Source organism: Pseudomonas argentinensis (assembly GCF_001839655.2).
GTDB classification, from domain to species: Bacteria; Pseudomonadota; Gammaproteobacteria; order Pseudomonadales; family Pseudomonadaceae; genus Aquipseudomonas; species Aquipseudomonas argentinensis_B.
On record NZ_CP056087.1, the window covers coordinates 4,038,096 to 4,060,517 of the forward strand.

General features: G+C 66.0%; 25 protein-coding genes. 9 read left to right on the forward strand and 16 right to left on the reverse strand.

Annotation, left to right across the window (positions count from 1 at the left end):
* On the reverse strand, window positions 1–276 hold the full coding sequence (locus SA190iCDA_RS18165; RefSeq protein ID WP_070885448.1) for an acylphosphatase: 276 nt from the start codon (window positions 274–276) through the stop codon (window positions 1–3).
* Between the two features lie 4 nt (window positions 277–280).
* On the reverse strand, window positions 281–760 hold the full coding sequence (locus tag SA190iCDA_RS18170; RefSeq protein WP_070885449.1) for a TlpA disulfide reductase family protein: 480 nt from the start codon (window positions 758–760) through the stop codon (window positions 281–283).
* Window positions 761–790: 30 nt separating this feature from the next.
* Here SA190iCDA_RS18170 and SA190iCDA_RS18175 point away from each other — a divergent pair, with 30 nt between their 5' ends.
* Both SA190iCDA_RS18175 and SA190iCDA_RS18180 read left to right on the forward strand, forming a co-directional pair.
* Window positions 791–2,188, forward strand: a complete 1,398-nt coding sequence (locus SA190iCDA_RS18175) for a PilZ domain-containing protein (RefSeq protein WP_070885450.1) — start codon at window positions 791–793, stop codon at window positions 2,186–2,188.
* Between the two features lie 103 nt (window positions 2,189–2,291).
* Window positions 2,292–2,693: a hypothetical protein gene (locus SA190iCDA_RS18180; RefSeq protein WP_070885451.1), complete on the forward strand. Its 402-nt coding sequence runs from the start codon at window positions 2,292–2,294 to the stop codon at window positions 2,691–2,693.
* Here the strand turns inward: SA190iCDA_RS18180 and SA190iCDA_RS18185 are convergent.
* Window positions 2,678–2,884, reverse strand: coding sequence for a hypothetical protein (locus SA190iCDA_RS18185; RefSeq protein WP_070885452.1), 207 nt, complete (start codon window positions 2,882–2,884; stop codon window positions 2,678–2,680). The two genes, SA190iCDA_RS18180 and SA190iCDA_RS18185, sit on opposite strands and share 16 nt — an antisense overlap.
* A gap of 135 nt (window positions 2,885–3,019) precedes the next feature.
* The gene (locus SA190iCDA_RS18190) at window positions 3,020–4,249 is read right to left on the reverse strand and encodes a YihY family inner membrane protein (RefSeq protein ID WP_070885453.1); all 1,230 of its coding nucleotides are present in this window, start codon (window positions 4,247–4,249) and stop codon (window positions 3,020–3,022) included.
* 229 nt (window positions 4,250–4,478) lie between these two features.
* Here SA190iCDA_RS18190 and arsC point away from each other — a divergent pair, with 229 nt between their 5' ends.
* Genes arsC through SA190iCDA_RS18205 form a run of 3 tightly spaced genes read left to right on the forward strand, consistent with a single transcriptional unit; the run spans window position 4,479 to window position 5,849 of the window.
* Window positions 4,479–4,832 carry an arsenate reductase (glutaredoxin) gene (gene arsC, locus SA190iCDA_RS18195; RefSeq protein ID WP_070885454.1) on the forward strand — a complete coding sequence of 118 codons (354 nt, stop codon included), beginning with the start codon at window positions 4,479–4,481 and terminating at the stop codon, window positions 4,830–4,832.
* Window positions 4,829–5,434 carry an NAD(P)H:quinone oxidoreductase gene (gene wrbA / locus SA190iCDA_RS18200; protein ID WP_070885455.1) on the forward strand — a complete coding sequence of 202 codons (606 nt, stop codon included), beginning with the start codon at window positions 4,829–4,831 and terminating at the stop codon, window positions 5,432–5,434. Before arsC ends, wrbA begins: the two co-directional genes overlap by 4 nt.
* Entirely contained in the window at window positions 5,427–5,849 is a 423-nt protein-coding gene (locus SA190iCDA_RS18205) for a DUF2069 domain-containing protein (protein WP_070885456.1), read from the forward strand. Before wrbA ends, SA190iCDA_RS18205 begins: the two co-directional genes overlap by 8 nt.
* A gap of 24 nt (window positions 5,850–5,873) precedes the next feature.
* Here the strand turns inward: SA190iCDA_RS18205 and hda are convergent, their stop codons facing one another.
* The 3 genes from hda to SA190iCDA_RS18220 form a co-directional block, all read right to left on the reverse strand.
* Complete coding sequence (gene hda, locus SA190iCDA_RS18210) at window positions 5,874–6,578, reverse strand: DnaA regulatory inactivator Hda (RefSeq protein WP_070885457.1); 705 nt, start codon at window positions 6,576–6,578, stop codon at window positions 5,874–5,876.
* A gap of 123 nt (window positions 6,579–6,701) precedes the next feature.
* Window positions 6,702–7,796 (reverse strand): AI-2E family transporter, encoded by a 1,095-nt coding sequence (locus tag SA190iCDA_RS18215; protein WP_070885458.1) that lies wholly within the window; start codon window positions 7,794–7,796, stop codon window positions 6,702–6,704.
* A 99-nt stretch (window positions 7,797–7,895) separates the two neighbouring features.
* Window positions 7,896–8,999, reverse strand: a complete 1,104-nt coding sequence (locus SA190iCDA_RS18220; RefSeq protein WP_070885459.1) for a DUF2066 domain-containing protein — start codon at window positions 8,997–8,999, stop codon at window positions 7,896–7,898.
* 293 nt (window positions 9,000–9,292) lie between these two features.
* On the opposite strand from SA190iCDA_RS18220, the gene purM reads away from it, so the two are divergent.
* From purM to SA190iCDA_RS18240, 4 genes are all read left to right on the forward strand, one after another.
* Complete coding sequence (gene purM, locus SA190iCDA_RS18225; RefSeq protein WP_070885460.1) at window positions 9,293–10,351, forward strand: phosphoribosylformylglycinamidine cyclo-ligase; 1,059 nt, start codon at window positions 9,293–9,295, stop codon at window positions 10,349–10,351.
* Window positions 10,352–10,361: 10 nt separating this feature from the next.
* A complete protein-coding gene (gene purN, locus SA190iCDA_RS18230; protein ID WP_070885461.1) occupies window positions 10,362–11,036 on the forward strand; it encodes a phosphoribosylglycinamide formyltransferase in 675 nt (224 codons plus the stop codon).
* The gene (locus tag SA190iCDA_RS18235) at window positions 11,021–11,737 is read left to right on the forward strand and encodes a DUF3108 domain-containing protein (RefSeq protein ID WP_070885462.1); all 717 of its coding nucleotides are present in this window, start codon (window positions 11,021–11,023) and stop codon (window positions 11,735–11,737) included. The genes purN and SA190iCDA_RS18235 overlap by 16 nt, the downstream gene beginning before the upstream one ends.
* A 199-nt stretch (window positions 11,738–11,936) precedes the next feature.
* Entirely contained in the window at window positions 11,937–12,119 is a 183-nt protein-coding gene (locus SA190iCDA_RS18240) for a hypothetical protein (protein ID WP_139159469.1), read from the forward strand.
* Window positions 12,120–12,172: 53 nt separating this feature from the next.
* On the opposite strand, the gene SA190iCDA_RS18245 is transcribed toward SA190iCDA_RS18240, so the two are convergent.
* From SA190iCDA_RS18245 to SA190iCDA_RS18285, 9 genes are all read right to left on the reverse strand, one after another.
* Window positions 12,173–12,712 carry a DUF2058 domain-containing protein gene (locus SA190iCDA_RS18245; protein WP_070885463.1) on the reverse strand — a complete coding sequence of 180 codons (540 nt, stop codon included), beginning with the start codon at window positions 12,710–12,712 and terminating at the stop codon, window positions 12,173–12,175.
* Between the two features lie 76 nt (window positions 12,713–12,788).
* Window positions 12,789–13,616, reverse strand: a complete 828-nt coding sequence (gene mazG / locus SA190iCDA_RS18250) for a nucleoside triphosphate pyrophosphohydrolase (protein ID WP_070885464.1) — start codon at window positions 13,614–13,616, stop codon at window positions 12,789–12,791.
* Window positions 13,617–13,671: 55 nt separating this feature from the next.
* Window positions 13,672–15,918: a GTP diphosphokinase gene (gene relA / locus SA190iCDA_RS18255; protein ID WP_070885465.1), complete on the reverse strand. Its 2,247-nt coding sequence runs from the start codon at window positions 15,916–15,918 to the stop codon at window positions 13,672–13,674.
* A 113-nt stretch (window positions 15,919–16,031) separates the two neighbouring features.
* Window positions 16,032–17,381, reverse strand: coding sequence for a 23S rRNA (uracil(1939)-C(5))-methyltransferase RlmD (gene rlmD / locus SA190iCDA_RS18260; protein WP_070885466.1), 1,350 nt, complete (start codon window positions 17,379–17,381; stop codon window positions 16,032–16,034).
* Window positions 17,381–18,286 (reverse strand): cysteine synthase CysM, encoded by a 906-nt coding sequence (cysM, locus tag SA190iCDA_RS18265; RefSeq protein ID WP_083329791.1) that lies wholly within the window; start codon window positions 18,284–18,286, stop codon window positions 17,381–17,383. Before cysM ends, rlmD begins: the two co-directional genes overlap by 1 nt.
* Window positions 18,287–18,481: 195 nt before the next feature.
* On the reverse strand, window positions 18,482–19,300 hold the full coding sequence (locus SA190iCDA_RS18270; protein WP_070885467.1) for an ABC transporter ATP-binding protein: 819 nt from the start codon (window positions 19,298–19,300) through the stop codon (window positions 18,482–18,484).
* Window positions 19,301–19,340: 40 nt separating this feature from the next.
* Complete coding sequence (locus SA190iCDA_RS18275; protein WP_070885468.1) at window positions 19,341–20,399, reverse strand: FecCD family ABC transporter permease; 1,059 nt, start codon at window positions 20,397–20,399, stop codon at window positions 19,341–19,343.
* The gene (locus SA190iCDA_RS18280; protein WP_070885469.1) at window positions 20,396–21,409 is read right to left on the reverse strand and encodes a FecCD family ABC transporter permease; all 1,014 of its coding nucleotides are present in this window, start codon (window positions 21,407–21,409) and stop codon (window positions 20,396–20,398) included. The genes SA190iCDA_RS18275 and SA190iCDA_RS18280 overlap by 4 nt, the downstream gene beginning before the upstream one ends.
* Window positions 21,406–22,329, reverse strand: coding sequence for an ABC transporter substrate-binding protein (locus SA190iCDA_RS18285; protein ID WP_083329771.1), 924 nt, complete (start codon window positions 22,327–22,329; stop codon window positions 21,406–21,408). The genes SA190iCDA_RS18280 and SA190iCDA_RS18285 overlap by 4 nt, the downstream gene beginning before the upstream one ends.
* Between the last annotated feature and the right edge of the window lie 93 nt (window positions 22,330–22,422).

The following is a 22,422-nucleotide window of genomic DNA, read 5'->3' on the forward strand; positions in this document are numbered from 1 at the left end:
CTAAGGCTTTACGACAAAGCCCTGTTCACCCTGGACAGGGTGCTCCTGTAGCGTCAATGCCAATACGCGAGCAGCAGATGGCCCGCGCTCCAGCCATTTCGCCAGGGAGCTGACCGCCTCGTCTTCGCCCTCGAACAAGACCTCTACGCGCCCATCAGGCAGATTGCGCACCCAGCCTGACAGCTGCAAACGTCTGGCCTCCATGGCCGTGCTCTGGCGAAAACCGACACCCTGCACACGCCCTTCGACATACCCGTGCCGACAAACGATGACCATCGCCTCAGCGCTCCTGGCGCAGCGCTGCCAGCCGCGCCTTGAGCCCTTCGGCGGTCTGCTCACCAAGCAGACGCTCGCGGACCTTGCCCTGGTCATCGACGATATAAGTGACCGGCAATGCATCGCTGGGCGGTAGCCCGTAGCGCTCTGCCGGATCCTTGGCCAGCACCGTGAACTCGATGCCCAGCGCCTTGGCTGCCTGGCTGAGCTCATCGCCCTGCAGGCCGTCGAAATTGACACCGAACACACCGACAGACTGCTTTTCGAGCTCAGGCGCCAGGGCGTTCAGCTCAGGAATCTCGGAGCGGCAGGGACCGCACCACTCCGCCCAATAATTGATAACCAGCCACTGGCCTTCAAGGCGCTCAACCGCTACCTTCTGCCCATGCTGATCGACACCGACGTCATCCGTGCAACCTGCCAATACCACAGCGGCGATGAGCACCATCATGAGCCGAATGACTGACTGGACTCGCTTGATCATGGAAATGCTCCTCGTACCGATAAGGTTGCTATGACACTGGATGCACTGCAGCTCGATGTACCCGACGCGCTTCAGGCCGACCCGATCGACCAGGCAACCCTGGGCAACAACCTGAGCGCGGCTCGCCAGCTGCCGATGGAAGCCGGCCTGCAGGAGGTGACGGCCCTGCTCGCGCGCCTGAATCGCAGCGCCATGACCTTACTCGAAAGACAGCGGGCGCTGCAAAACTTCAGCGATGAGTATCGCCATTACAGTGCCCAGGGATGCCTTGCCGCAGCCGCGGAGCAAACGCAGCTGTGTGCCGAACTCGCCATCGGTTACAAGCGCCTGCTGCTGCAGATATTGCAGGGCCACAAGCCCTCCCAGCCGCACCTGGCCTGGTGCCTGTACATGGCCCAGCACTTCATCGCCCAGAGCCTGCTGCGGCATTTCCAGCAATACCGTGAGCCGGATGCCGACCTGTGGCGCGACAGCCACCTGCTGTACTGGCTGGGCGAACGCCATGGCTGCCTTGACGAGCCCGTGGCGGCGGCATTCACACCCACGCCTGCCGATACCTTGCGTGGCCTCTACCAACAGACGCTGCTGTTGGCACTGAGCAATCCCCCGCACCTGCACCCGGACGAATGCCTGCGGCTGTTCGCCGCTCTGGCGCCCCTGGCCGCTCTCGCCCGTCTGCTGCCCTGGGACGCGGAGGATAATTCCGAAGGTCCGCTGATCGATCTGCAACACGCACAGGCGTACCTGAGCTACCAGCAGCGTCCGCAGGCAGGCAGCGAAACGCTACGCCGCCTGGAGCTGGGCGCGTTGCTGGTCGCGCTTGGCGAACCCGCGCCGCTGCGCAGTGCTGGCGAACGGGAGCTGCTCGAGCGCGTGCATCATCACTGGCTGGGAACCGACCAGCGTCGCCATTCCCGCACCCCGCAACAAAGCGACTGCCGCCTGGCCATCGGCATCCCGGCCATCCACGCCCAGCTCCTGGAGCAGCGCCCACGATGCACCCCGGGGCAGATTCTCGACATCGGGCCGGGCGGCGCGCGCCTGCTGTGCCCGGCACAGGCCGCCGAGGGCCTGCCGATCGGACAACTGGTGCTGCTGATCGCCGACAGCGACGTGCTGGCCCTGGTGTGCTGGCGTCACCTCAACGGCGAGGGGCTTCATCTGGGTTTGCGCTACCTGAAGGGCCTGGCACAACCGACCTGGCTCAGGCGCGCGCCCAGCAGCCAGCCACACCTGGGTATCCTGCAGAGCACGCCAAAACCACGCGAGGGCTGGCATCATGGCCTGTGGGTGCCCCACAACCAGTTCAGCGACGGCGAAAACCTGTGGTTGCAACTGCCCAATGCGGTCAACCAGAACCGCCTGCAGCTGCCCGCCTGCAATCTGGCCAGCGCCTCGGTAAGCCGCCACCCCCTGGAACTGCCCTGAATGAGAACCCGGTCACGCGCAAGGGCGGCCTGGCGCACAGTTTGATCGTGAGCATCCTTCTTATACTTCCCCGCTGACGTCCTTCGCCAGCCAGGGAACTCGCATGCCCAACGCCCACGACACACTCCTCGGCCAAGTACCGGCACACCTTATCCAGAGCGCGCACCTGCAGTTGACCGACTACGACGGGCGGGTCGCCGAATTCAACGTGGCCGCCTGGCTGCACCTGCCCGGCCAGGCAGGCAGCCTGGTATCCCTGCAGGTTCGCTACCGCGATGGTGAGCAAATACGTTCGATCAATCTGGATCACGCCAAGGTAGGCGCTCAGGACAGGATCCTGCTTTCCGGTATCGCGCGCCTGCCGGTGACCCAACGAATCGAGGAGATGCAGATACGTCTGCGCTCGGCGCAGGCGCTGGGGGGCGAGGTGAAAATCGAAGAGCTTTTCGTGCAGGCCGTCGAGCCGACGATCGCGCAGGCGCGTGCGAATCAGGCCAACGCCTGACTGGCCCTGGCAGGCACCTCGCAGGTCTCGTGCGGCGGCTTGTCATCAGCTGCCGATGAGTGGTCTGCGGTGGTGACCAGCGACTCGGGCCACCTGCTGAAACGCAGCCCGGTAATCCGGTTGAGGTTCTCCAGCGCACGGTCGCTATCACGGGCGTGAAGCATCATGACCTTGGGGGAAGGCTTTGGCATTGCAGGTACCTTTGATGACGCGACATCGACTGAAGACAGCGTAGCCAGAAACATGCCATCTTACTGACGCCAACGAAACGGCATTGCGCACTGGCATCGAGCCATCAAACACGCTTGCCTTGGTGCCGATAAACGTCACTTCCTGTCACTGCCCTGCCCCTCCAGCCAATGTGCCAGGCTGTCGCCGAACAGCAGGGTCTGCTCGTCATGCAGGCGTTTTAACGCCTCCCGCAGCGCCGGATACCAGGGTTCGTCCAGTTCGTCGGGCAACTGGCTCAAATGGGGCAACGGCCAGGGGCTGCGTTCGAACAGCTGCTGCAAGGTGAAATGGGACAGGTCGCGACTGAGCATCCAGCTATCGCCCCCGGTGCTGGCGACCAGGCGCTGGCCTTCCAGAAAACTCAGCACTTCCTCCCATTCATGCTCGGGCAGCAACCAGCCCTGGCGCTGAATATCGCGGTGGCGCACCTTGAGCCCGGTGCGCTGGCGTGCGTGGAATACCCGCAGGATGCCCAGCAGCACCAGTGCCCTGGGCATCGCGCGCTTGCGCCACTGATGGGAAACCCCCAGGTTGCACACCAGCTCGGCCCCCAGCAGGACGATCAGCCAGGACAGAAAGATCCACAGCAGAAACAGCGGCACCGTGGCAAAGGCACCGTAGATCAGCTGGTAGCCGGGGAAGAAGCGCACGTAGAAGCCGAAAGTTGCCTTGGCCAGCTCCAGCAGCACCGCCGTGAACAGCCCGCCCCACAGGGCATGACGCAATGGAACCCGGGCATTGGGCACGGCCGCATAGAGCAGGGTGAACGCCGCCACGCTGAACAACAGCGGCGTGAAGCGCAGCAGCGTCTGGGCGCCAACCACGGCATCCGGCCCGCTGAGCAGGGACAGCGAGGCGACATAGGTGCTGATGGCGAAACCGGCGCCCAGCAGCATCGGGCCAAGGCTGAGAATGGCCCAGTACAGCAGGAAGGTGGCGATACCCCGGCGCGGTTGCCGCACGCGCCAGATGGTGTTGAAGGTGCGCTCGATGGTCACCAGCATCCAGAACGCGGTGATCGCCAGCACCGCCACGCCGATCCAGGTCAGCTGCCGCGCCTGGGTGGTGAAATTGCGCAGATACTCCTGCAACGCCTCACCCGCAGACGGCACGAAGTTGTGAAAGATGAATGCCTGGATCTGCTCGCCAGTCCCCTGAAAAGCCGGCACGGCGGAGAGCACGGCAAAGCTGACCGTCATCATCGGCACCACGGCGAACAGCGTGGTGTAGGTCAGCGCAGCCGCGTTATCGGCACCGCGATTGTCGAAGAAGCGCTGCCAGAGGAATCGCCAGAACTCGAGCCAATCGTGCAAACGCTGCTGCATACCCACCTCACAAGGGCAGTCGGAAACCTGCGCATCATCGTCAGGCCGGCGCCATTGGCGGCGCAGGCAATGCAGACGAGCGGGAAAAAGCTGGCCACAAGCCATTGTGACCGCGGATTACAGACGCTGGCTCCGCACTTAGGTTCGCCTCGATTGCCGCACCCCGTTCAGCGCAAGGCGCCGACGCGGTTAGAATAGCTGCCATCTGCCGCCAGAAGCGACGACTGCCATGACCGATCTGACCCTTTATCACAATCCCCGCTGCTCGAAATCCCGCGCAGCTCTGCAACTGCTCGTACAACGCGGCCTGCAGCCGGTCGTGGTGCACTACCTCGACAATCCACCCAGCGCTGCAGAATTGCGTGAGGTGCTGGGCAAACTCGGTCTGCCCCCTCGCCAGTTGCTGCGCAGTGGTGAAGACGAATACCGTGAACTCGACCTGGCCGACCAGGCGCTGGGTGACGACGAACTGATCGCGGCCATGGTCGCCCACCCACGCCTGATCGAGCGCCCGATCCTGATCGCCGGGGATCGCGCCGCCATCGGTCGGCCGCCGGAAAACATCCTGGAGCTGCTGCCATGACCACGCCTTACATTCTGGTGCTGTATTACAGCCGTCACGGTGCCACTGCCGAGATGGCCCGCCATATCGCCCGCGGCGTCGAGCTGCAGGGCTTCGAGGCGCGTCTGCGCACCGTACCGGCGGTTTCCGCGGAATGCGAGGCGGTCAGCGAAAGCATTCCGGCACAGGGCGCACCCTACGCCAGCCTCGACGACCTGAAGAACTGCGCCGGCCTGGCGCTGGGCAGCCCGACGCGCTTTGGCAACATGGCGGCGCCCATGAAGTACTTTCTCGACGGCACCAGCAACCTGTGGCTGACCGGCAGCCTGGTCGGCAAGCCCGCGGGCGTGTTCACCTCTACCGCCAGCCTGCATGGCGGCCAGGAGAGCACGCTGCTGTCGATGCTGCTGCCCCTGCTGCACCACGGCATGCTGATCGCCGGCTTGCCCTACAGCGAGTCCGCCCTGGTCGAGACCCGCGGTGGCGGCACGCCCTACGGCGCCAGCCACCATGCAGGCGCTGACGGCAAGCGTGCCCTGGATGAGCATGAGATCACCCTGTGCCGCGCCCTGGGTCAGCGCCTGGCGAGCATCGCCCTCAAGCTGGGCGACGGCCGTGGCTAGAACAGCCAGAGCGCTGCCCAGCGCGGACTGGCTGCTGCCACGCTTGCGTATCTGTCGCTACCTGAGCCTGGCCAGCTTCGTGGCGCTGGCGGCGCTGCTGCTGATCTGGAACCTGGGCTACGCCGCCGTTCCCAGGTCGCTGCTGTGGGCGGTACTGGCCGTACAGGTGCTGCCGTTACTGCTGCTCGCGCCGGGGATCATCGGCGGCCACCCGCGCACCCATTCTTGGGCCTGCTTCGTGGTCAACCTGTATTTCATCCAGGGCGTACTGGCCGCCTTCGATCCGTCCAGACGGCTGTTCGGTTGGTTGGAAATCCTGCTCAGCCTGACGCTGTTCACCACCGCCCTGCTCTATACGCGCTGGTGCGCGCAGTACCAGCGGATCGGCAGCGCTGGCGAGAGCCGCGAGGAATAGAAGGTATCCGGGACGGTAGCTGGGCTACCAGTCCAGGGTTTCCTTGAGGAAGGGGATGGTCAGCTTGCGCTTTTCCTGCAGCGAGGCCTGATCCAGGCGCTCGAGCAGTTCGAACAGCGCGTTCATGCTGCGCTCGCCGCGGGTGAGGATGAAGCGCCCCACGTCATCGCTCATGTGCAGGCCGCGGCGCGAGGCACGCAGCTGCAGGGCACGCAGCTTGTCCTCGTCCGACAGCGACTGCAGTTGGAACACCAGGGCCAGGGTCAGGCGCGACTTGAGGTCGGGCAGCTTGATCGACAACTCGCGAGGCGAGGCATTGGCAGCCAGGAGCAGACGTCGACCGCTGTCGCGCAGGCGATTGAACAGGTGAAACAGCGCTTCTTCCCAGGCGCGCTGCCCGGCAGCGGCTTCCAGGTCATCCAGGCAAACCAGCTCGAACTGCTCCAGGTTGTCCAGAATCGCCGGGCCGTACTGCACCACTTCGCCCAGTGGCAGGTAGACGGCACGCTCGCCGAGCTGCTCGAAGCGCAGGCAGGCCGCCTGCAGCAGGTGGCTGCGGCCGACGCCCTCACCACCCCACAGGTAGATCAGGCTCTCCGTCCAGCCCGCCTCGGCCTCGCACAGACGCTCCACGTACCCGAGGGCAGCAGCATTGGCGCCCGGGTAGTAATTGGCGAAGGTGGCGTCATCGCGCAGACGCACACCCAGGGGCAGTTGAATCGGCTTCATGCTGGAGAGAACGGCTCGTCGGAGCCCGATGGGCGCTCTGAATAAAGGTGGGGCAGTTTATACCCTTGGCGGCCGCCTGTCATTGCCGCACTTTTCCAAGGCAATACAAGGGCTTAGCAGGCCTCAGCGTGATCGGCGGCCAGGCGCTGGCTGAATCGGGGCCTGCCCCCCATAGGCGTCGGACTGCTTGTACAGTTCGTGCACGTGGCGCAGCAGCACCATGATCACCGCGGCCACCGGCAGCGCCAGCAGAATACCGGTGAAACCGAACAACTGGCCGCCGGCCATGATCGCGAAGATCACCGCCACCGGATGCAAGCCGATGCGATCACCGACCAGCAATGGCGTCAGCAGCATGCCTTCGAGCAACTGGCCGACCACGAACACCCCGGCAATCGCCAGCAAGGGATAGGGGTCGCCGCCGAACTGGAACACGCCGGCGAGCAGCGCACTGCCGATTCCCACCACCACACCCAGGTACGGCACGATGCTCGCGAGGCCGGCCAGCACACCGATCAACAGGCCCAGTTCCAGGCCGATGGCCATCAGCCCGACCGCGTACATCGCGCCCAGCGCCAGCATCACCAGCAACTGGCCACGCAGAAAGGCACCGAGCACCTCATGGCATTCGCCGAACAGCTTCACCACCACGCCTTCGTTGTCGCGCGGCACCAGGCTGCGCAGCTTGCCGACCAGCAGATCCCAGTCGCGCATCAGGTAGAAGCTGACCACCGGGATCAGCAGCAGGTTGGCCACCCAGGCCATCAGTGCCAGGCTCGACGCCGTGACCTGGGAGAGCACCAGCCCGGCGATGTCGGTGGTCTGGCCCAGGTGCCCGGAAAGGGACTGCTTGAGCTGATCGAACCGCCAGAAGCCCTCGTTCAGCCCGAGTTTGACCTGGATCCAGGGCAGCGCCTGGTTCTGTGCCCAGTCGAGCATCTGCGGCATCAGTTCGTAGAGCCGCACCAACTGCTTGCCCAGCATCGGGATCAGCACCAGCAGGGCCAGGGCCATCAACAGGGTGAACAGGCCGAACACCACGATCACCCCCCAGGTGCGCGACAACTTCAGGCGCTCCAGGCGGTCGACCAGCGGATCACCGAGGTAGGCGATCAGAATGCCGACCAGAAACGGCGAAAGAATCGGATGCAGCAGGTACAGCAGACCGCCCAGTACCAGCACGACAGTGATCCACAGCCAGCGAAACGAAACGGGCATGCTCGATCCTCAGAAGCAAATGACAGCTCGGTGCGCACTCGCAAAACGACCTCGACCATGGCCGAGGCCGCAAGCGAAGCGGTTCAGATGAGCGGCAGTCTACCAGCGAAAGTACAGGACATCGCCACGGGCTTTGGAATCGGCTGCCGGCGGCGCCGGCGGTGGCTCCACGGGAGCCTGGCTGGCATCCACGGGAGCCTGGCTGGCATCCACGGGTGCCTGGGGCTCGGCGGGCGCCGGCGCCTCTGCGGCCAGTTCGGCAGCCGACACCTCGTGCAGCTGCAACAGGCCCAACTGGGTACGCAGCTGCTCGGCGCTGGCATTGACCTGGTAAATCAGCCGGTCAGCCTCCACCGATTGCAACTGAGCGGCAAAGGGTTCGAGCACCCGCTGCAGCTCCGCGTAGCGGGACAGATCGGCGCCGATGATTTCCACCGTCTGGGTCGAGCTGGCGCCCGGCGCGACGACGAAACGCGGCGCCAGGCGCTCGCTCACCGCCAGCAACACGGCATCGGCCAACGCCGCCTGATCGGCGCCCTCGGCCTTGCCCTGCTCGCGCTCGTCACCCAGCCAAAGCTGCCAGCTGGCCTGCCACTTGCCGTCCGCTTCGCTGGCGCGCACCGCCAGCAAGGCGTCGGCCCCGTAGCGCTCGGATGCCGAACGCAGCTCACCGAGGTCCTTGGCACCCAGCGCTTCCTTGGTCGCCACCAATTGCTCGCTGAGATCGGCCAGCGGCAGGCGCAGTGGCAGGCCGCGGTGCTGGGCCGCCTCGCGCAGCGGCTCGGCGGCGGCCTGGCCGTCACCGACCATGTTCGCCCCGTCGACCGTCTCGTTCAGCCACCAGGCGAGAATGGCCGGCCGGTTGACACCCCACAGCGGCAGGCCGGCCTGACGCAGGGAGCGGTCGGTGGACACCGCATCGAAGTCGACCACCAGGTGATCGCCCTCGTAACCGTACTGGCTGATGATCTGCTGCGGATCCTTGCGCAATTCGGCCAATGCCGAGCCCTTGGCCGCATCGGGCTTGCCGGTCAGGCGCAGCACCAGCGTCTCGACGGCGCGCTGCAGGGCGGCATCGCGCTCCTCGGGCTGCTGGCTGGCAACCGTCTCGCGCACCTGATAGAGGTCACTCACGGTCGCTGCCAGGGTCGGCAGGCTCAGCAATGACAGGCAGAGAAGCAGGGGGCGGAAGGTCGGGCGCATGAACGGGGAACTCTCGGCTGAAGAAGGCGGCGCGCGTTAACAGGCCGTGGCGCTATACCTTAGGGGCTGTTGCCCCGGCATCGCAAGCCACGCGGCGATTAACGCGTCTGCCGGCTTGCCTGCGACTCGCCCGGCCCGGCCAGGGTTTCACCGCCTGCCGGCCGCCCAGGGCGACCGCACTCGGCACGGTGGCTGGCCGCTGCCGGGCAAGCCTGATAAAATCGCGCGCCTTCGCAGAACGGCCCCGAGGGGCCGACGCTATTCCGACTTTCCCCTTCCAAAGGCCTGGATCTATGAGCAAGCAACCCTCCATCAGCTACAAGGACGCAGGTGTGGACATCGACGCGGGCGAAGCCCTGGTCGAACGCATCAAGGGCGTAGCCAAGCGCACCGCCCGTCCTGAAGTCATGGGTGGCCTGGGTGGCTTCGGCGCCCTGTGCGAGATCCCGGCCGGCTACAAGCAACCGGTACTGGTCTCCGGCACCGACGGCGTGGGCACCAAGCTGCGCCTGGCACTGAACCTCAACAAGCACGACAGCATCGGCCAGGACCTGGTCGCCATGTGCGTCAACGACCTGGTGGTCTGCGGCGCCGAGCCGCTGTTCTTCCTCGACTACTACGCCACCGGCAAGCTCAACGTCGACGTTGCCGCCACCGTGGTCACCGGCATCGGCGCCGGTTGCGAGCTGGCCGGCTGCTCGCTGGTCGGTGGGGAAACCGCCGAGATGCCGGGCATGTACGAAGGCGAAGACTACGACCTGGCCGGCTTCTGCGTGGGCGTGGTCGAGAAGGCCGAGATCATCGACGGCTCCAGGGTCGCCACCGGCGACGCGCTGATCGCCCTGCCCTCCTCCGGCCCGCATTCCAATGGCTACTCGCTGATCCGCAAGATCCTCGAAGTGTCCGGCACCGATATCGAGAACACCCAGCTCGACGGCAAACCCCTGGCCGACCTGCTGATGGCGCCGACGCGCATCTACGTCAAACCGCTGCTGGAGCTGATCAAGAAGACCGGCGCGGTCAAGGCCATGGCCCACATTACCGGCGGCGGCCTGCTCGACAACATCCCGCGCGTACTGCCGGACAACGCTCAGGCGGTGATCGACGTGGCCAGCTGGCAGCGCCCGGCGGTGTTCGACTTCCTGCAGGACAAAGGCAACGTCGACGAGCATGAAATGCACCGCGTGCTGAACTGCGGCGTGGGCATGGTCATCTGCGTCGCCCAGGATCAGGTCGACACCGCCCTGCAGGCCCTGCGCAGCGCCGGCGAGCAGCCCTGGGTCATCGGCCAGATCGCCGCGGCTGCCGAAGGCGCCGAGCGCGTCGTGCTGAACAATCTGAAAAGCCACTGATGGGCACCTAATGCCGCGACTCTGCAATGTAGTGGTGCTGCTGTCGGGCACCGGCAGCAATCTTCAGGCGCTGATCGACAGCACCGCTGATGGCGAGAACCCGGTGCGCATCGCCGCGGTGATCGCCAACCGCAGCGATGCCTACGGCCTGCAACGCGCGCAGGCCGCAGGCATCGCCACCCGCGTGCTCGAACACGGCGACTATCAGGGCCGCGAGGCCTTCGATGCCGCGCTGATGCAGGCCATCGACGGCTTCGACCCACAGCTGGTGGTGCTCGCCGGCTTCATGCGCATTCTCACCCCCGCCTTCGTGCGCCATTACCATGGCCGCCTGCTGAACATCCATCCCTCGCTGCTGCCACGCCACAAGGGCCTGCATACCCATCAGCGTGCGCTGGAGGCAGGTGACACCGAGCACGGCTGCAGCGTGCACTTCGTGACCGAGGAACTTGATGGTGGCCCTCTGGTCGTACAGGCAGTAATCCCGGTACATTCGCAGGACACGGCCGCCAGCCTGGCGCAACGGGTTCACGCCCAGGAGCACCGGATCTATCCGCTGGCCGTACGCTGGTTCGCCGAGGGGCGTCTGCACCTCACGGCTGCCGGCCCCCAGCTCGACGGTGTTGCACTGCCGGCCACCGGTTACCCCATCAACAGCAAGGAGACTCCATGCGCCGCGCCTTAATGCTTGTCCTGGCGTTGTTCAGCCTGCCTGCCCTCGCCGCAGAGCCGAAGCCCTTCTCCGCCAGCTACACCGCCGACTGGAAGCAGGTTCCGGTCAGCGGCTCCGCCGAACGCAGCCTGCAGAAGCTCGATGACGGCCGTTGGCAGCTGGTATTCAAGGCCTCCATGCTGGTCGCTGGCCTGACCGAACAAAGCACCTTCACGGTCGAGAACGATGCCTTCCTGCCGCAGAGCTACAAGTTCGAGCGCAGCGGCCTGGGCAAGAGCAAGGACATCGAGTTCGATTTCGACTGGTCGCAGAAACAGGTGATCGGCAGCGACCGCGGCAACCCGGTGCGCTTCCCGCTCAACCGCGGCATGCAGGACAAGTCGACCTATCAGCTGGCCCTGCAGCACGACGTGGCCGCCGGCGAGAAAAGCATGAGCTACCAGGTGGTCGATGGTGACGAGATCGAAACCTACGACTTCCGTGTGCTCGGTGACGAAGTGGTACGCACCGCTGCCGGCCTGATCGACGCCATCAAGGTCGAGCGTGTACGTGACCCGACGCAAAGCAGCCGCAAGACCATCCTGTGGTTCGCCAAGGACTGGGACTACCTGCTGGTGCGTTTGCACCAGGTGGAAAAGGACGGCAAGGAATACCAGATCATGCTCAAGTCGGGCACGGTCGACGGCAAGAATGTCGAGGGTCGACGAGACTGATAGCGGTCGCTGCAACGAAAAGCCGGGCATGTCCCGGCTTTTTTGTGCCTGTCGTTTGCAGATGGAGGCACGACACAAGCGAAGCGCCCGGGGGAACTTGTAACTAATTGATACAGTCGTAATCCTGTCGTTGCTTAGCAGGCTAAGCGAACGTAAAGGCTTTGCGCCGCATCTATCCGGCAAAACTGGAGAAACAACAGTGAGCGTAGTAGTAGTGACCGAGCGTGACGAACACCACATGTCTCATGAAGCCCAGGCCGAAGGCAAACGCATCTGGGACGTCTACCAGAACGACCAGTTGGTCGGCATCTTTCCCTCCGAAGAAGAGGCCGTTGCCTACCGAGCGGAATTGGAATCCTCCGAAGCAGCCAATACCCACTGACCAAACAGCATGAAAAAGCCCGCTGATCGCGGGCTTTTTCATGCCTCAATGGTTTACCACATCAGGTCGTCAGGCACCTGATAGGCCGCGTAGGGATCGTCCTCGTCGGGCGCTTCGGTCGGCGTGTTGAGCAGCAGCACGCGCTGGGGGTCACGCTCCTGAATGCGTAGCGCCGCCTCGCGCGGAATCACCTCGTAGCCGCCGCCATGACGCACGATGGCCAGCGAACCGCGGCTGAGCTTGTCACGCATCAGGGCATTGACCGGCAGGCGCTTGACCTTCTTGTCGTCGACGAAGTTGTAGTAATCCTCGGTGGTCAGCTTGGGCAAGCGCGAAGCCTCGATCAACTGCTTGATCTGCGCCGCACGGGCCTTCTGCTCGGCCTTTTCCTGCTGCTGGCGATTGAGCTCCTGGTCGCGCGCGGCCTTCTCGGCCTTGGCCTGCTGGGCCGCAAGCTGGCTGCTGTTGTCTTCCTCGGCCTGGCCCTTCTTCACCATGCGCTGCTGTTTGTGCTGTTGCTTGCTGGCCTGCTTGACCTGCTTCTCGTTGACCAGCCCTGCCTTGAGCAACTGGTCACGTAGTGAAATCGCCATAACCTACCTATCCGCAGACAATTAATGAGATGGGCATGCCCATCGATATCCGTCGAAGCCGCTGCGCCTGTACGGCTCAGCAACCCCGTTGCTTCTCGATTTTCTTGGCCTCGCCCCACAGGGCGTCGAGCTCATCCAGGGTGCAATTCTCGATGGGCCGGCCCGCTTCGCGCAATGCCTGCTCGATAAAGCGAAAGCGCCGCTCGAACTTGCCGTTGGCCGCACGCAAGGCTGCCTCGGGATCGACCTTCAGGTGCCGGGCCAGATTGGTGGCGCTGAACAGCAGATCGCCGATCTCCTCGGCGATGGCCTCGGGGTCGTTCTCGCTGATCGCTTCGAGCACTTCGTCCAGTTCCTCGCGCACCTTGTCGAGCACCGGCAAGGCATCCGGCCAGTCGAAGCCGACCCGGGCAGCGCGGCCCTGCAGTTTCCTGGCGCGGCTCAGGGCCGGCAGCACGTTCGGCACGTCGTCGAGCAACGACAACTGCTGCGGCGCCGCCGAACGCTCGGCCCGCTCCTCGGCCTTGATCGCCTCCCAGCGCTGCTTGACCTCGGCTTCACTCAGGCGCGGCTGATCGAGCGGGCCATACAGGTCGCCATCGGGAAATACGTGGGGGTGGCGCCGCACCAGCTTGCGGGTGATGCCATCGACCACTGCGGCGAAATCGAAGCGCCCCTCCTCCTTGGCCAATTGGCTGTAATAGACCACCTGGAACAGCAGGTCGCCGAGCTCGCCGGGCAGCTCGTCGAAGGCCTCGCGCTCGATGGCATCGGCCACCTCGTAGGCTTCCTCCAGGGTATGCGGCACGATGCTCGCGTAGGACTGTTTCACGTCCCACGGGCAGCCGTGCTGCGGGTCACGCAGGCGAGCCATCAGGTTGAGCAGGTCGGTGAGTTGATACATAGAGCTGTCCATTGAATGCGGGCGCGAGGCTTGGCGCCTCGTGCCCGTTTACGACTCAGGGCGCGCGGTGACGACGCGCCTCGATGATATTGGGCAGCTGCGACAGGCGGCCCAGCAAACGGCCCAGTGCGTCGAGCCCCGGAATCTCCACGGTCAGCGACATCGACGCCGTGTTGTCTTCCTTGTTCGAGCGGGTATTGACCGCCAGCACGTTGAGCTTCTCGTTGAGCAGCGTCTGGGTCACGTCACGCAGCAGGCCGGAACGGTCGTAGGCGCGAATGATGATGTCCACCGGGTAGGTCTGCACCGGTACCGGCCCCCAGCTGACCTGGATGATCCGCTCCGGCTCGCGGCTACCGAGCTGCAGCACCGCCGCACAATCCTGGCGGTGAATGCTGACGCCACGGCCCAGGGTGATGTAGCCGACGATGGGATCGCCCGGCAGTGGCTGACAGCAGCCGGCCATCTGGGTCATCAGGTTGCCCACGCCCTGGATCTGGATGTCGCCGCGCTTGCCCGGCTTGAAGCCCTGGGCCTTGCGCGGGATCAACTCGAGCTGCTCGTTGCCGCGCTCCGGCTCGACCAGCTGCTGGGCCAGGTTGACCAGTTGTGCCAGGCGCAGGTCGCCGGCGCCCAGGGAGGCGAACAGGTCCTCGGCGGTGCGCAGGTTGGCCTTCTCGGCGAGCTTCTCGAAGTCCACCGGCGGCAGGGCGACGCGGGCCAGTTCGCGCTCGAGCATGGTCTTGCCGGCGGCGACGTTCTGGTCGCGGTCCTGCAGCTTGAACCAGTGGACGATCTTCGCCCGCGCCCGCGAGGTGGTCACGTAGCCGAGGTTGGAGTTCAGCCAGTCACGGCTCGGCGTGCCCTGCTTGCTGGTGATGATCTCCACCTGCTCACCGGTCTGCAGGCTGTAGTTGAGCGGCACGATGCGCCCGTTGATCTTGGCGCCGCGGCAGTTGTGGCCGATCTCGGTGTGCACGCGGTAGGCGAAGTCCAGGGGCGTGGCGCCCTTGGGCAGGTCGATGGCGTGGCCGTCCGGGGTGAACACATAGACCCGGTCGGGCTCGATATCGACGCGCAGCTGCTCGGCCAGGCCGCCGATATCGCCCAGCTCCTCGTGCCATTCGAGCACCTGGCGCAGCCAGGAAATCTTCTCTTCATAATGGTTCGAGCCCGACTTGACGTCGGTGCCCTTGTAGCGCCAGTGGGCGCAGACGCCCAGCTCGGCTTCCTCGTGCATGTTGGAGGTGCGGATCTGCACCTCCAGCACCTTGCCTTCCGGGCCGAGCACCGCGGTGTGCAGCGAGCGGTAGCCATTCTCCTTGGGGTTGGCGATGTAGTCGTCGAATTCCTTGGGAATGTGCCGCCACAGGGTGTGCACGATGCCCAGGGCGGTGTAGCAGTCGCGCACCGCCGGTACCAGCACGCGCACCGCGCGCACGTCGTAGATCTGGCTGAACTGCAGGCCCTTGCGCTGCATCTTGCGCCAGATCGAATAGATATGTTTCGCCCGGCCACTGATATCGGCGTTGATGCCGGTGGCTTCGAGTTCCTCGCGCAGCTGCTCCATCACCTCGTTGATGTAGTGCTCGCGATCCAGGCGGCGCTCGTGCAGCAGGTTGGCGATCTGCTTGTACTGCTCCGGCTCCAGGTAGCGGAAGGACAGGTCTTCCAGCTCCCACTTGATATGGCCGATGCCCAGACGGTGGGCCAGCGGTGCGTAGATGTCGAAGACCTCGCGGGCCACGCGCTGGCGGCGTTCCTCGTCGGTGTCCTTGACGGCGCGGATCGCGCAGGTGCGCTCGGCCAGCTTGATCAGCGCGACGCGTACGTCGTCGACCATGGCCACCAGCATCTTGCGCAGGTTGTCGACCTGGGCCTGGGAGCCCAGCACCGTGGATTCGCCGCGCGGGTTGAGGCTGGCGCTGATGGCCGCCATGCGCAGCACGCCTTCGATCAGCTTGGCCACCACCGGGCCGAAACGCTGACGCACGTCTGCCAGGGGAATCTTGCCTTCACGCACGCCGCGGTAGATGACGGCGGCGACCAGGGAATCCTGGTCGAGCTTGAGGTCGGCGAGAATTTCGGCGATTTCCAGACCGGCACTGAAACTGGAGGCTCCTTCGGTCCACAGGTTCTGCGCCGCATTGGCCTGTTGCTCGGCCACCCGGGCGAATTCACAGGCGGCGCGCAGCGCATCACGGTCGAGGGCCGGGTCGACACTCGTGACGTGCTCCAGCCAGGCCTCGAGATTGATACTGCCATCGTCGTTGATGGGCTGGTGCACTCTAACCTGAACCATCTAATACCTTCCCTATCACGGGGCACGCCCCGTTGAATGTCGCCGGGCTTCTGCGAGCCGGTCGGTTTGACCAATCGGCGCAATCCCTGTGCGCCACTGCATTATCTGACAGCTTAGAGCTCGAACAGCGCCATCGCTTCGACATGCGCGGTTTGCGGAAACATGTCCAGAATACCGGCTTTCTTCAAGCGATAACCCTGTTGCAACAATTCGCCACTGTCCCGTGCCAGCGTCGTCGGGTTGCATGACACGTAAACCAGACGCTTGGCACCCAGGCTGCCGACCTGCCGGACCACCTGCAGCGCGCCGTCGCGCGGCGGGTCGAGCAAGATGGCGTCGAAGCCGCCAGCCGCCCAGCCGGCCGCGGCCAGCGGGTTGGACAGGTCGGCCTGGTAAAAGTGCGCATTGGCCAGGCCGTTGCTGCGGGCATTGTCCGCCGCCCGCTCGACCATCGCCTGCACGCCTTCCACGGCAATCACTTCACGGGCGCGCTGGGCCAGCGGCAGGGCGAAGTTGCCCAGCCCGCAGAACAGATCCAGCACCCGCTCGTCTTCTCGCGGCGCCAGCCACTGCAAGGCCTGGGCCACCATGGCGGCATTCACCGCCGCGTTGACCTGCACGAAATCGCCCGGCCGATAGGCCAGTTGCAGGTTCCACGCCTCCAGGCGGTAGCCCAGCGGCTGGGAGGCATCCACCGGTTGCGGCGCCCCCTCGCCCTGCAGCCACAGCTGGGCCTCGTGCACCGAACAGAACGCCTGCAGGCGGGCCCTGTCCACTTCGCTCAGGGGCTCGGTGTGGCGCACCAGAATGGCACTGGCCGTGCCCCGGAACAGTTCCACATGACCAATGGCACGCGGCGCCTGCAAACCGCCCAGCAGCGCCGGCAATGCACGCAGGATCGGCTGCAGCGGCTCGACCAGCACCGGGCACTCACTGATGGCGACGATGTCCTGGCTGGCCGCGGCGCGAAAGCCCACGTCCAGGCGCTTGTCGCGGGCATCCCAGCGCACCGCGATACGGGCGCGGCGACGGTAGGCGAATTCCGGGCTGGTCAGCGGCTCGGCCCAGGCCTCGGGCTGCAGGCCGCCGAGGCGCTCGAGCTGTTCGCCGAGCAGGCGCTGCTTGAGCGCCAGCTGCTCGGCATGGGGGATATGCTGAACGCTGCAACCGCCGCAGATGCGCGCATGCACACAGGGTTCGGCGCGCCGCCCGGGGCTCGCCTGGAACACCCGTTCGGTACGCGCGTCGACTACCTTGCTGCGCGCATCCAGTACCCGCGCTTCGATCTCCTCGCCCGGCAGCGCGCCGCTGACGAACCAGGTGCGCCCGTCGATAAAGGCGATGCCACGGCCATCGTTGGCCAGGCGCTCGATCTTCAGGCGCTGCTTCTTGCCCACCGGCACCTGGGCGGCACGGGTGCCACCACTGGGTTGAAAGCGCAGGCCGCCGCTCTTGCGGGCCATCAGCGCGCCACGGCGTCGTACACGCCGGTGGACAGGTAACGGTCGCCGCGATCGCAGATGATGGCGACCAGCACGGCGTTCTCCAGCTCCCGGGAAAGACGCAGCATGGCCGCCACCGAGCCACCTGAGGACACGCCGCAGAAGATGCCCTCTTCGCGGGCCATGCGGCGCATCACGTCCTCGGCTTCGGCCTGGGCCATGTCGACGATGCGATCGACCCGCTCGGATTCGAAGATCTTCGGCAGGTATTCCTGGGGCCAGCGACGGATGCCCGGGATCGCCGAACCTTCCATCGGCTGCAGGCCGACGATCTGCACGGCCGGGTTCTGCTCCTTGAGGTAGCGCGACACGCCCATGATGGTGCCGGTGGTGCCCATGGAGCTGATGAAATGGGTGATCTGCCCGCCGGTCTGGCGCCAGATTTCCGGGCCGGTGCCGGTGTAGTGGGCGACCGGGTTGTCGCCGTTGGCGAACTGGTCGAGCACCTTGCCGCGGCCCTCGGCCTGCATGGTCAGCGCCAGGTCGCGGGCACCTTCCATGCCCTGCTCCTTGCTGACCAGAATCAGCTCGGCGCCGTAGGCGGTCATCGCTGCCTTGCGCTCGGCGCTGGAGTTGTCCGGCATGATCAGGATCATCTGGTAACCCTTGATCGCCGCGGCCATGGCCAGGGCGATGCCGGTATTGCCCGAGGTAGCCTCGATCAGCGTATCACCGGGCCGGATATCACCGCGCAGCTCGGCGCGGGCGATCATCGACAGCGCCGGGCGGTCCTTGACCGAGCCGGCCGGGTTGTTGCCTTCGAGCTTGACCAGCAGGGTGTTGCTGGTGGCGCCGGGCAGGCGTTGCAGGCGAACCAGTGGGGTGTTGCCGACGCATTCGGCGATCGTGGGGTATTGCTGGGTCATGGCGTCGATCAGGTCCAGACGGCTGCAGGGGGCGGCCATGATACCGGCAAATCGTTGCAACCCCTACTCCCCGCTGCAGGCCTCGATCGGGCGCCGCGGTAGCTGCCTGACCGGCCAGAGCCCGCGAATACCGGCATTGTCAGGCAGCAACCGCGAGCATGCGAACCAGCGAATCTAAGCTGATAACCGATTCATCTAACACCGGGTGATGCCGGCGATGATCGGCGTACCGCTGACCGGGTCGTGCATCAGGGTGCACTGCACTTCATACAGCTGCGCGACCAGCTCGGGCGTGACGATGGCGCTCGGCGCACCCTCGGCCACGATCTGCCCGGCCTTCATCGCCACCAGATGGTCGGCGTAGCGGCAGGCGCTGGACAGGTCATGCACCACCATGACCACGGTCTTGCCTGCCGAGGCGAGGTCGCGAATCAACTCGAAGACTTCTATCTGGTGACCGAGATCCAGCGCCGAGGTGGGCTCGTCGAGCAGCAGCAAGGGCGTCTGCTGGGCCACCGCCATGGCGATCCAGGCGCGCTGGCGCTGGCCGCCGGACATCGACTCCAGGGGGCGCTCGGCCAGGGCCTGCAGGTCAGCGACGCGCAGCGCTTCCTCGACGATTGCCTGATCCTCGGCCGACCACTGGCGCAGCAGGCTCTGGTGCGGCTGGCGGCCGAAGCGGATCAGCTCGGAGACGGTCAGGCCGTCCGGCGCCGTGGCGTCCTGGGGCAACAGCGCCAGCTGCCGGGCGACCTGCCTGGACGGCAGGCTGCCGATGGCCCGGCCATTGAGCAGCACCGCACCGGCGGCCGGCTTGTGCAGGCGCGACAACCCGGCCAGCAGGGTGGACTTGCCGCAGCCGTTGGGGCCGACGATCGCCGTGACCCGCCCCGGTGGAATGCGCAGGGACAAATCCTCGATGATCGCCGCCTGGGGGTAACCCAGGCTCAGGCGCTCGGCCTGCAGGGTGACCTCGGCCGCGGGCTTGGTGACGAACAGGTTGGAGGTGGTCATGGGTTCAGCTCCACAGCAGCCGCCCGCCTGGGGCGGCCTTTCATGTCAGTTTGCGCGACGGCTGGCGCAACAGGATCCACAGCAGGTAGGGCCCGCCGACCACGGCAGTGATCACCCCCACGGGAATCTCGATGGGCGCCAGCCAGGTGCGCCCGACCCAATCGGCCAGGGTCATCAGCAGTGCACCGGCAAGCGCCGAACAGAATACCGGCACACCACGGTGGCCACTCAGGTAGCGGGCCATCTCCGGTGCGGCGAGTGCCACCAGCCCCACCGGGCCGGCCACGGCCACCGCCAGTGCGGTGAGCAGCACCGTGGTGACCAGGGTCAGCAGGCGCATGGCCTTCAGGCGCACGCCCAGGCCCACCGCCACGCTGTCGGAAAAGCGCATCAGCTCCAGGCGCTGGGCCAGGTACTTGACCGGCGGCAGGCACAGCAGCAGGCCGCAGCCCAACAGCCACACCGCCTGGACGGGCCGCGCGTTGAGGCTACCGACCGTCCAGGGATAGGCGACGTTGGCGGCGTCGATGTCGGCACGCGCCAGCATCAGGTTGGTCAGCGCGCCGAACACCGCGCCCACGGCGATGCCCACCACGATGAAGCGATAACCCCGCGCCCCGGCGCCGGCACTCAGGCCGAAGGCCAGTACCGCGGCCGTGGTGGCGCCGGTCAATGCCAGGGCGGAAGGCGCCAGGGTGGTCGGCACGGCGACGATGGACGCCACCGCGAAGGCCGTGGCGCCGTCATCGATGCCGATCACCCCGGGTGTGGCCAGGCGATTGCGCGCCAGGGTCTGCAGCAGGCAGCCGCCAATGCCGAATGCCGCGCCGGTGAGCAGGCCGGCGATCAGACGCTGCAGGCGCAGCTCCTGAACCAGAAACACGTGCATCGGCTCGCCCTGGCCAAAGGCAGCGGCCAGGGCCGTCCATGGCGACAGGCCAGCGGCGCCGGATGCCAGGCTGATGCCGGTGATGGCCACCATGGCCAGGGAAAGGCCCAGCGCGGCATACACGCCACGGCGGTTGAACAGCAGGCGCAGCGAGCCGACCGCCAGCAACCAGAAGCCACTGGGCGCCTTGGCTGAAGTCGTTGCATTCATAGGGTCGGCAACCTGTGGCTGCGTACCACCGCGATCAGCACGGGCGCGCCGATCAACGCGGTGACCACGCCGATCGGCAGCTCGTAGGGGCTGACCAGCAGGCGCGAGAGGATATCGGCGAACAACACGATGATCGGCCCGAGCAGCAGCGACAGGCCGATGGTGCGACGGATATCCGGCCCCACCAGGCGGCGCGCCACGAAGGGCACCACCAGGCCGACGAAGGCCATGGGCCCGGCCGCTGCGGTGGCGGTGCCGACCAGCACGGCGACGCCCAGCAAGGCGCCCAGACGGGTCAGACCGGGGTGATGGCCGAGCCCGGTGGCCATCTTCTCGCCCAGGGCCAGGGCCGCCAGCGGACGAATCAGCGGCGCCAGCAGCAGCAAGCCGAGCAGCAGGCCCGGCGCGCTCCAGGTCAGCACGTCCTGGGGGCGGCCGGCCAGGGCACCGATGATCCAGAAGCGGATTTCGTCGGAACTGCGCTGGTCGTGCAGCAGAATCAGCGTGCTGATCGCGGTGAGGATGCCGGAGAACGCGGCGCCGGCCAGCACCAGGCGCACGGGGTCGTCGCTGACGCCGCGCACCTGGGTGACCAGCAATACCAGCAGGCACCCAACCAGGGCGCCGCCGATGGCCACGCCCAGGTTAAGGGTCGCCGCGCTGGCGCCCAGGCTGATCGCCAGCACCACGGCAAACGACGCCCCGGCACTGACGCCAAGCAAGCCGGGCTCGGCCAAGGGATTGCGGGTGGCCGCTTGCAGCACCACCCCCGCGGTCCCCAGCGCCACGCCGACCAGCACACCCAGCAGGGTGCGGGGCAGGCGCAGTTCGAGGAGCACGAAGCGCGCCTCGTCATCCACGCCGCCAATCAGCGCCGACAGGCTGCGCAGAATGCCCACCTCCCCCGCGCCGATCAGCAGGCTGGCGATGCACAGCAATGCCAGCACAGCGCTCACCGGCGCCAGCGCACCGGCCAGCGTCAGGCGAGCGGGTTTTGCCGCGCTGCTCATTGCGAGGTGACGGCCTTCTCCACGTCATCGAGGATCACCTTGGCGGCCAGCGGGCCGGCGCCGCTGCTCCAGATCTGCCCGTCGACGCTCTGCACATGGCCGCTGCTGACCGCTTTGAGGCGCGCGAAGGCTGGCTGCTGGCGCGCCTGTTCCAGGGCCTTGTCGCCATCGGCATTGAGGGTGGCGAGGAACAGCCAATCGCCGTCGATGCGCGACAGGTTCTCCAGGCTCAGGGCATCGCTATGGGGTTTCTGGGTCAGCTCGGCGGCCATCGCCGTGCCCTTGAAGCCCAGCTGGCCCAGCAACTGGCCCACGAACAAATGCTGCGACATCACGCCCGGGCCCTGGGGGCTCCAGCGCACCACGGAGGCGACCTGGCCTGGCTCGATCTTGCCCTTGAGGCCTTCGATACGTGCCTCGACCGCCGCGATGGCGGCCTGGGCTTGCTGCTGCTTGCCGAGCGCCTGACCATAGAACGCAACGTTGTTACGCCAGTCGGCAAAGGAATCGCCCTTGGGTACCAGAGTCGGCGCGATCAGGCTGAGTTTCTGATACTGGTCCTTGGTCAGCTCCGGCGCGGCCAGGATCAGATCCGGTTGCAGGGCGAACACCGACTCCAGGTTGGTCTCCCGCGCGGTGCCGACGATCCTGATATCGCCTGCCTTGTCTTTCAGGTAGTCCGATACGTCGCTGCCGCCGCGGGTGGCGACGCCGCCCAGCGGCTTGACACCGACGGCCAGGGCCACGTCCAGGGCGTTCTCGCTCAGGGTCACCACGCGCTGCGGCGTGCCCTCCAGCCTGACCTCACCATAGGCGGTATCCAGGCTGCGCGACTCGGCCAGGGCGCCGCCGAACGGCAGCAAGGCAACCAGGCCGGACAGCGCCAGCAGGCGGGAGCAGCGAGATAGGCGAGCGATCATCAACATATCCTTTCTTCAACGGTAAAAATCGTGTCGCCGCGTCATAGGCTGTAGCGCGGCAGCGGCAATACTGCATCACAAATGCGCAGGATT

Excerpts from the sequence above, each read along its gene's own strand:
- SA190iCDA_RS18190 (WP_070885453.1), bottom strand. The coding sequence starts at position 4,249 with ATGCAGCAGCGTTTGCACGATTGGCTCGAGTTCTGGCGATTCCTCTGG.
- relA (WP_070885465.1), bottom strand. The coding sequence starts at position 15,918 with ATGGTTCAGGTTAGAGTGCACCAGCCCATCAACGACGATGGCAGTATC.
- SA190iCDA_RS18220 (WP_070885459.1), bottom strand. The coding sequence starts at position 8,999 with ATGCGCCCGACCTTCCGCCCCCTGCTTCTCTGCCTGTCATTGCTGAGC.
- cysM (WP_083329791.1), bottom strand. The coding sequence starts at position 18,286 with ATGACCCAGCAATACCCCACGATCGCCGAATGCGTCGGCAACACCCCA.
- hda (WP_070885457.1), bottom strand. The coding sequence starts at position 6,578 with ATGAAGCCGATTCAACTGCCCCTGGGTGTGCGTCTGCGCGATGACGCC.
- SA190iCDA_RS18170 (WP_070885449.1), bottom strand. The coding sequence starts at position 760 with ATGATCAAGCGAGTCCAGTCAGTCATTCGGCTCATGATGGTGCTCATC.
- wrbA (WP_070885455.1), top strand. The coding sequence starts at position 4,829 with ATGACCACGCCTTACATTCTGGTGCTGTATTACAGCCGTCACGGTGCC.
- SA190iCDA_RS18280 (WP_070885469.1), bottom strand. The coding sequence starts at position 21,409 with ATGAGCAGCGCGGCAAAACCCGCTCGCCTGACGCTGGCCGGTGCGCTG.
- SA190iCDA_RS18185 (WP_070885452.1), bottom strand. The coding sequence starts at position 2,884 with ATGCCAAAGCCTTCCCCCAAGGTCATGATGCTTCACGCCCGTGATAGC.
- purN (WP_070885461.1), top strand. The coding sequence starts at position 10,362 with ATGCCGCGACTCTGCAATGTAGTGGTGCTGCTGTCGGGCACCGGCAGC.
- SA190iCDA_RS18175 (WP_070885450.1), top strand. The coding sequence starts at position 791 with ATGACACTGGATGCACTGCAGCTCGATGTACCCGACGCGCTTCAGGCC.
- SA190iCDA_RS18215 (WP_070885458.1), bottom strand. The coding sequence starts at position 7,796 with ATGCCCGTTTCGTTTCGCTGGCTGTGGATCACTGTCGTGCTGGTACTG.
- SA190iCDA_RS18270 (WP_070885467.1), bottom strand. The coding sequence starts at position 19,300 with ATGACCACCTCCAACCTGTTCGTCACCAAGCCCGCGGCCGAGGTCACC.
- SA190iCDA_RS18180 (WP_070885451.1), top strand. The coding sequence starts at position 2,292 with ATGCCCAACGCCCACGACACACTCCTCGGCCAAGTACCGGCACACCTT.
- SA190iCDA_RS18245 (WP_070885463.1), bottom strand. The coding sequence starts at position 12,712 with ATGGCGATTTCACTACGTGACCAGTTGCTCAAGGCAGGGCTGGTCAAC.
- arsC (WP_070885454.1), top strand. The coding sequence starts at position 4,479 with ATGACCGATCTGACCCTTTATCACAATCCCCGCTGCTCGAAATCCCGC.
- SA190iCDA_RS18165 (WP_070885448.1), bottom strand. The coding sequence starts at position 276 with ATGGTCATCGTTTGTCGGCACGGGTATGTCGAAGGGCGTGTGCAGGGT.
- SA190iCDA_RS18275 (WP_070885468.1), bottom strand. The coding sequence starts at position 20,399 with ATGAATGCAACGACTTCAGCCAAGGCGCCCAGTGGCTTCTGGTTGCTG.
- SA190iCDA_RS18235 (WP_070885462.1), top strand. The coding sequence starts at position 11,021 with ATGCGCCGCGCCTTAATGCTTGTCCTGGCGTTGTTCAGCCTGCCTGCC.
- purM (WP_070885460.1), top strand. The coding sequence starts at position 9,293 with ATGAGCAAGCAACCCTCCATCAGCTACAAGGACGCAGGTGTGGACATC.
- rlmD (WP_070885466.1), bottom strand. The coding sequence starts at position 17,381 with ATGGCCCGCAAGAGCGGCGGCCTGCGCTTTCAACCCAGTGGTGGCACC.
- mazG (WP_070885464.1), bottom strand. The coding sequence starts at position 13,616 with ATGTATCAACTCACCGACCTGCTCAACCTGATGGCTCGCCTGCGTGAC.
- SA190iCDA_RS18285 (WP_083329771.1), bottom strand. The coding sequence starts at position 22,329 with ATGATCGCTCGCCTATCTCGCTGCTCCCGCCTGCTGGCGCTGTCCGGC.